General features: G+C 40.8%; 6 protein-coding genes. 2 read left to right on the forward strand and 4 right to left on the reverse strand.

Going from position 1 to position 6,890, the window contains the following annotated elements; all coding sequences use genetic code 11:
* From A3761_RS02970 to A3761_RS02980, 3 genes are all read right to left on the reverse strand, one after another.
* Window positions 1-395, reverse strand: a 395-nt coding sequence (locus A3761_RS02970; protein ID WP_197472767.1) for a hypothetical protein, incomplete at its 3' end; no start/stop codon positions are given.
* A 20-nt stretch (window positions 396-415) separates the two neighbouring features.
* Window positions 416-1,477 (reverse strand): hypothetical protein, encoded by a 1,062-nt coding sequence (locus A3761_RS02975; RefSeq protein WP_068506800.1) that lies wholly within the window; start codon window positions 1,475-1,477, stop codon window positions 416-418.
* A gap of 23 nt (window positions 1,478-1,500) precedes the next feature.
* Window positions 1,501-2,091 carry a hypothetical protein gene (locus A3761_RS02980; RefSeq protein ID WP_068740108.1) on the reverse strand — a complete coding sequence of 197 codons (591 nt, stop codon included), beginning with the start codon at window positions 2,089-2,091 and terminating at the stop codon, window positions 1,501-1,503.
* Window positions 2,092-2,571: 480 nt separating this feature from the next.
* Between A3761_RS02980 and A3761_RS02985 the strand changes: the two genes are divergently transcribed.
* Entirely contained in the window at window positions 2,572-3,207 is a 636-nt protein-coding gene (locus A3761_RS02985) for a hypothetical protein (RefSeq protein ID WP_156491541.1), read from the forward strand.
* Here the strand turns inward: A3761_RS02985 and A3761_RS02990 are convergent.
* Entirely contained in the window at window positions 3,200-5,614 is a 2,415-nt protein-coding gene (locus A3761_RS02990) for a CHAT domain-containing protein (RefSeq protein WP_068643082.1), read from the reverse strand. The two genes, A3761_RS02985 and A3761_RS02990, sit on opposite strands and share 8 nt — an antisense overlap.
* 38 nt (window positions 5,615-5,652) lie before the next feature.
* On the opposite strand from A3761_RS02990, the gene A3761_RS02995 reads away from it, so the two are divergent.
* Window positions 5,653-6,890 (forward strand): hypothetical protein (locus tag A3761_RS02995; protein WP_156491542.1); only part of this gene is annotated, 1,238 nt, incomplete at its 3' end.

Genomic DNA, 6,890 nt, shown 5'->3' on the forward strand with positions numbered 1-6,890 from the left:
ATCGCCGCTTCTTCAGTTCCTTGACTGGGCTCTTTAAAAGACACTCTTATGTTGTGAGTATCATATAAACCGAGGCCGAAAGCCCATTTTGTGTACCTTTTAGCCCAAAACACACCGCCATCGTCGTCCGACCCAAGCCCCGTATTTTCATAGCTAGTAGCACCAATAAGCACAAATTCCCCAGTATCCCTAGCGTTGAACTCACTAAATCCCATACCAGCTGGATTAATTGCCATAGAGGTCGCTCCATTAACTGCCGCAACTCCAGCTCCTCCTTGCGCCAATGTACGTGCGCTAAGGGGTAACATTTCAACAGGTGCCGCATATGCGGCCCCCCCAGTGACGGAGATCGCTAAAGATATAGCCAATGCTCTTTTATCGAACATGCACTTCATAATCGCTAACTCCCTTTACCTTAAAGCTCGTTGTAAGAAACGATGCTCTCTGTTTCGAAGAAGCCGTCGTCATCTTCGTCAAGACGATAAGCAATATGAGTGTCGTAATAAGTAAGCTCTACCTGACTTGATAGGCCTGTTACTAAAACAACACCAGCTGAATATTCGGAGTTATAATCGGTATAGACGAGCGCTTCTGTTATATCGACCGAATACGAAACATTGAGTTCAAGCGACGCAAAGTTAAGCGCTGAATCAGTATCGAGATAGTAAGTACCATCCCAGCTCCACCTACCGGGTTCTTGTCTGAGTTCAATCGCAAAATCACTAATTTGATAAGGGTCGTTGAAATATAAATTGGTAGGTTTTTCTTCATACCTTTGCCCACTCATTGCCAAGGTATTCGCATCTCTAAGGTCAAAAGTTATCGAGCCATTCTGAAACTCAACAAAGCTTTCAAGATCATCTAGATTGTAAGTTCCATAGTCGAGCACCCTATTTTCATACGTTTCTTTCACCGTGGTATTTTCAGCTATGTAGTCATAGCCATCAAAATAACCACTTAAAATATCGTACCGATGCGAGCCCGAAATATAGTATCCCGAATGTAAAAAATCGGCTCCGCACTGAGCAAAGTCGATATCTATATAATCGCCAGCTCCGTGAACGCGGCTGCCATTTCCATCTTGTAAAGAAGTAACGCTGTAGAATTCTACTAAGTACGATCCACCTCTATCACAAAGATCGCTTAAATCTGATGAACCGTTCGGATAGCTAGCCGTTGTTACCGAATTGCCAAGTTCTAGATCAACGTTCTCAAGCTTGTATCTCAGTTCGTTTAACCAGTACTCGTTTAGTTGATATACCTCTGAAATTACAGATTCAACATTCTGGTCATTAATTTCTCCTGTAGCGATTTTTGGAAAGTTGACCTTAGGCAGGTCGCTTTTGTTAATTTCTCCTCCTTCGTTTACGGGGTTTATTGGTTGCCCTGAATCGCCATCGCTTCCTGATCCGCAACCGGTCAAAATTGCTAGTATAGATGCGCCAAGTAGGTTTTTAGTTGTCATTAGGTTTGTCATGATCGTTGTATCCTTAAGTGTTGTTAGTGTTCGTTATTCAGTACTTTTTCTAGTTCGTCGTAAGCTTTCTTTGCTTCTTCTTTAGTCCACTTAGCTTCAGCGTCTCTAAAGCTCGATTTGATGAAGAGCTTCTTGTTCTTCTTGGCCAACTCTTCATCAATCCCCACCAGCACGTACTTCACCCCATTTGGGTCAGTAACCGAGGCATAAACACGGCTTCCCGATAGCGGCATCTTTAATTCACTTTGCCCTATTTCCTGTACATGTTTTTCTGCCCGCTCACTCAGACCTGATCCAGTGATAGACTCGTAATCACTTAGCGCTGCCTTTAAATCAACAGTTAGTTTTCTTGCGAGATCTGTTCGAGCGCGTTGCTGAGCAATTTGAAATGAGAGGTTCTCGCTGGCACTGTTACGGTCATAACTTCCCCTTCCTGTAACTAGGTCACCCATAACCCCTGTACACACCCAATTTGGAGCTTCCTTTTCCGTACCGTCAAAATTACACTCTGCTGTTTGAGGTGCTGGCGTTTGTGGTACATCATTAACTGTTGAACATGCGGCAGTTAGCGATACACCGATTATTAGCCCAACTGACTTATATAGATTTGTCATAATTTCCTCCGACATTTATGGTTTGAATACGTAAAAGTGATAACACGCGTTAAAGCGCATGCAACGCTTTTGGCATTTGCTTAAGTCGGGAGTAAATTTACAGAAAGTAGTAAAAGGGGTAACGGGACGCTTGGGGGACAAAGTTAATGCAAGCACTCTAAAACTTTGATCTAATGGGGCTTTCTATTGAAGGTTAGGTTGGTAAGTAGAATGATTAAGCAAACTGAAATCAGAACAGGCAGCATTACCTTATATGCACTGTTCCTTTTTCTTTTTCTTATTTCTACATCTCAGTTTGTCTTAGCACAACCAAGTAGGCCTGACCTCCCATATCTGGTTGTCTCACTAAGCACCCAAAATAGCGCTTGTGTATCCAAAACTTCGGTTCAGCGACCCCCTTGTAAACCTGTCTCATCAGGAGACTATTTAGACAAACAATCTGTCATCACAATTTCGCAAGGAAAAATAAAACTGTTTTCAATGTCTTCGAAAAGTATGATTATGCTGAGCGAAGGAAGCCATCGTTTGGATTACCTAGAAACACAAAAGCTGATTCAGGTTTCAGATAAGGAACGAATTGCCAAACTTTTGAGTACGGGTTACCGAAGCACAGCATCCGTCGCAACTCGTTCAAAAAACAAGGCAGCATGTTTTAAACAAATCAATCTAGATAAAGAATTCTGGGCAATAAACTGTAAGTTACAAGCAACTAAGAACAAGAAGCCCAAAAACACACTTGCTACTGTTCTGCCAAAAGCATCCAACTATCGCTCTATCCCTAAGCAGGTATTAGTAGGTGAATTCGCCTCTAGCCACTACATTGCTTCCGAGAATTTCTGCAAAACTATCGACGAGCATGCAATCGAGCTGGCAGAAAAAGCGTTAACCAGTGGCAAAGCGATACTTATTCTTTCACCGAAGGGATATGATTGGGAAGAAAACACTATTCTTCCAATATCAAATTCATGCAAACAAAGCCTTGATCAAGAGCTCGCAGAGCTTAATACCCTTGACCTAAACAAGAGCCTGCATGAGCAACTCATTTATCACGCATATAAAACACACGGCTTGATATTTGATGCAAGCGAAACGCTACAACAAAAAAGGGTTAATTAAGCCCTGTATATTCAAAGGAAGACCAATAATACGGATGTGGATTAATATCGTTAAGTAAAAATACTTTGGCCTGCTGTAGTGCTTCTGATTTACTCATAGATTCAAGATTACTGTAGAAGCCGAGCATGAGTAAACCTGTCTCTTCATCAGGAACTTTCCACAAGCTACTGACTACAGAATTAGCACCTGAAAACAATAAGCCATGAGTAAAACCAAACACTTCATCACCGGATCTTACCTCTCCTAAGCCTGTCTCACAGGCAGATAGCGTAACCAAGTCAGCGGAAATATTTGTCTCATAGAGTTCAGACAGAGTGAACATCCCATCATTTTTATCGTCTCCAGCCATAACAAGCGATGAGAGAAGAGGCTCATTCTCATTGAAATAGGCATGACCTGCATAATGAATAACTCCGTAATCTGAAATGCTATTTTTGAATTCAGTTTCAGTTGCTTGCTCACCTTTCAAGGTTTTTGATCTGTATGTAAGATTACCGATCGCTGAAGCTTCAAGCTCACTCATTTCTAAGGAGGAAAATCCATGGTCATTTGCGGGATTACCAATTACTAATGCCTTCTCGCTTTGAACAACTCTATTGGACAAAAGCTCTATAATTGAAATATTGGGCATTAACGAATAGCTGTATTTCTCTACTAGGAAACTCTGCCCATCGTGCAGAGACCCAAATGGCAAGTAATGCAGTTTTCCATAGGGTGTAATTAATAGACTGGTACCGTTTAAGTGTGGTTCTACGGGTTTGATGAGTGCATCATATAAGGCGCGACTATTTGATAGATAATCATCAGACCTAGTCCGTATCTTTTCCAAATACTCTTCGACAAGCGTGTCAATATTTGCCAACTCAACCATATGTCCGTAAACACTATCTTTGTTGAGAGCAAAGACATTCAAACCTTTGACTGATTGTGAGAAGAACAACATGGAAGTATTGTCAGGTACAGTAGACTGCATGTCCGCGATATTAATACTTGGCACACTGATCAATGAAAGTAACTCTGGCGCTTCAGCTTTCAATTCGGAACGCAAGCTTAAGATCATACTGCGTTCGTCTTCAGACTTGTTAAAACTGTTCTCCTCAAGAATCTTGATCTCATTAATTAAAGAATCAGCCTTAGAAGAACGTGAACCAAACTTTTCTTTAGCCGCAAGACTATCAACTAGTGCGCGAGACTTGGATCTCTCAGCATATTCTAAAGCTTTTCCGTGATCGCCAATCTCTATAAGGTAGTCGATATAAGCACTGTATACTTCAAACTTATCTGACATATAACCAATCTTTGAGGAACTGGCATTTATAAAGTTTCTGTTTCGTTCGTAAAAGTCTATCGCTTTTATAAAATATTCTTTTGCTTTGTCAGACTGATCGGCATTTCGTAAACTTAAAGCATAATCTCCCAGTGCTGCATAGTAGACGTCAGGAAACTTTGACTTCAAGTCATCTCTAGAAAACAACCTTTCATACATACCAACTGAACTGTTGTAGAAATCTCTTGCAAGATAAGAGCGTGCTAACTTATACAGATGTGGAATCTCTTTATCTTTTGGTAATTCGCCAGACTGTGTTGCCTGGTTAACAGCCTGCAGATAGTCTAGAGCAGGAATACTATTAGGCCCAGCCGCTCCCGCTGCATAAATACTAGCTCCAACCATCAAAAAATCGGTCATGCTCCAAGCGTTGGAGCGTCTCAATTCGTTTTCTGCTTGACCGTATTTCCCAAGCGCTTGGTAAACATCGGCGATTGCTAGCTTATTTTTTACATCATCATCAGTTCTATTCAGAACACCAAGTGAAATACCACGAATATAGCCAATTTCCTGCTCAGCAGCACTAGTATTACCCAAGCAAGCTGCAGACAAGCCCTTTAAACGACGCAGCTCGCGGTATTCATCTTCCATGGTTGGTGGATAGGAATTTTGAAACGGATTTAGACCTTTCGTCGCATACCCTAATGACTTATTACAATCGTGGTAATCAAGATATAGCTGTGCCGACCTAATCGAGGCTTCAGCGTTCTGCCTATAATAATCTGTCCTGTCAAACGCCGACACGTCTTTGTGATAACGCCCTAGCTTCATATAGGGTAAGTTATCGACTCTACTTTCTAGCCTAATCAGACAATGCTCAGCATCAGAGTAACGATACAGTTCATAAAAATCATCGCAGAGGTTTCTTAACTCATAGAAATCATCGATATGCCCAACTTTTTCGGCTTTCTCATATCCAATATCCTTGATTACATCAAGCTCGCAGCTTTTGTCGTCACAATGACTCCACGGTTTAGAAGCACAGCCATAAAAAAATATAGACAGTAGAACTAAAAGTAGAGTCTTAGTACGCAAATTTGGAGATGAAGAATTAAGCAGAAAGGCTTTTTGGTTTATCATGAGCCAGATTTGATTCCTTAGTTTAAACAGCAGTTACTATGTCGCGCATATTACCTTTTTTACTATTTTTTTCAGTACTTTCCGGTTGCTCAATCAATAAACCAATTCAAACTTTAGATCCTGCTCTCATTTCTGATGATTCCTTTGGTGAATACGAACTATATGCGGACCTAGTTAAAACAGGCGATAAGTGGTATTTCACTAATATAAACGACTCCAGAGGCGAAATCCTGCTCAACAATCTGACTTTACACACCCTTTCACACACTGAACACAAACGCTGCCACAGAGGCATTTTCGGGCTCACGTCAGGTAACTGCGAAGAAATAGATTCTAATTGGCTAGCCTATAAACCGATGGAAAGAAACTTGATTCTATTCCCTATTTCTTGGGCTCTCGCACCTATTGGAATCCCAATTTCTTGGGCGAACGGAGACTTCACTGATATTGATGTTTTCTTCTTTCCAGTTCAGGTAATTCCGACATTTGACAACAAAGCCCTTAAGCAGGCGATTGATCAAGCGGCTCAATTACAGGACAACAACTCCATGATCGATGACATTGGTAACCTTTACTACGAAATAAAAGAAAACAGTAAAAACGCAAGCTACGATTACCCCAAGAGCAACGGTGAAGAACTAACTAATCTGGTAGATGAATTCAAAAAGAATCAGAAAGCAGCGGTTCGTAATTATCTCAAAGAAAATCTATCGCTGGTCTTAACAGATAACAGCGGGTTGCTTAACAAAGAAGCCCCTAACCCGAACTACTTAGCCAAACCAATAATTACTATCCAAGAATTAGAGCAAGATTTTCTTTACCCAGAAATTAAGCCCTTGGCTCAAACTAAAGACTTAATTACGTCCCTACTACCAGCCGATAGCCTGGGAGAACTTCAGTCAAGACTTCAACGTGCCAAAACAGAGCTTATGAATCGAGAGATATCGAATAACTCAATATACAATCAAAATATCGCTTTGATTAAGCAAACAAATGCATTGAATGTAGACAACTTCCTACAATTTAAGAAAGCTTCTTTGACCAATAAATTCACCATAGATTGGAAAATTAGTCCTAGCTCAAAGTTCCTTTTAAAGGACATGGATTACCAAATCGAATTGCCACCAAAATTAGTTTTGAGTCAATCAGAACTCGATTTTGAGCCTTATCTTAATCTGATCATAAACAGCATTAACTATAAACCCGCGCTCCCCAACAATCATGTTGAGGAAGATTCGTATTTGAGAGCTTCACTGCACAAGGATCACATTGAGTT

The organism is Oleiphilus sp. HI0123, from assembly GCF_001635315.1.

Excerpts from the sequence above, each read along its gene's own strand:
- A3761_RS02975 (WP_068506800.1), bottom strand. The coding sequence starts at position 1,477 with ATGACAAACCTAATGACAACTAAAAACCTACTTGGCGCATCTATACTA.
- A3761_RS02985 (WP_156491541.1), top strand. The coding sequence starts at position 2,572 with ATGTCTTCGAAAAGTATGATTATGCTGAGCGAAGGAAGCCATCGTTTG.
- A3761_RS02990 (WP_068643082.1), bottom strand. The coding sequence starts at position 5,614 with ATGATAAACCAAAAAGCCTTTCTGCTTAATTCTTCATCTCCAAATTTG.
- A3761_RS02980 (WP_068740108.1), bottom strand. The coding sequence starts at position 2,091 with ATGACAAATCTATATAAGTCAGTTGGGCTAATAATCGGTGTATCGCTA.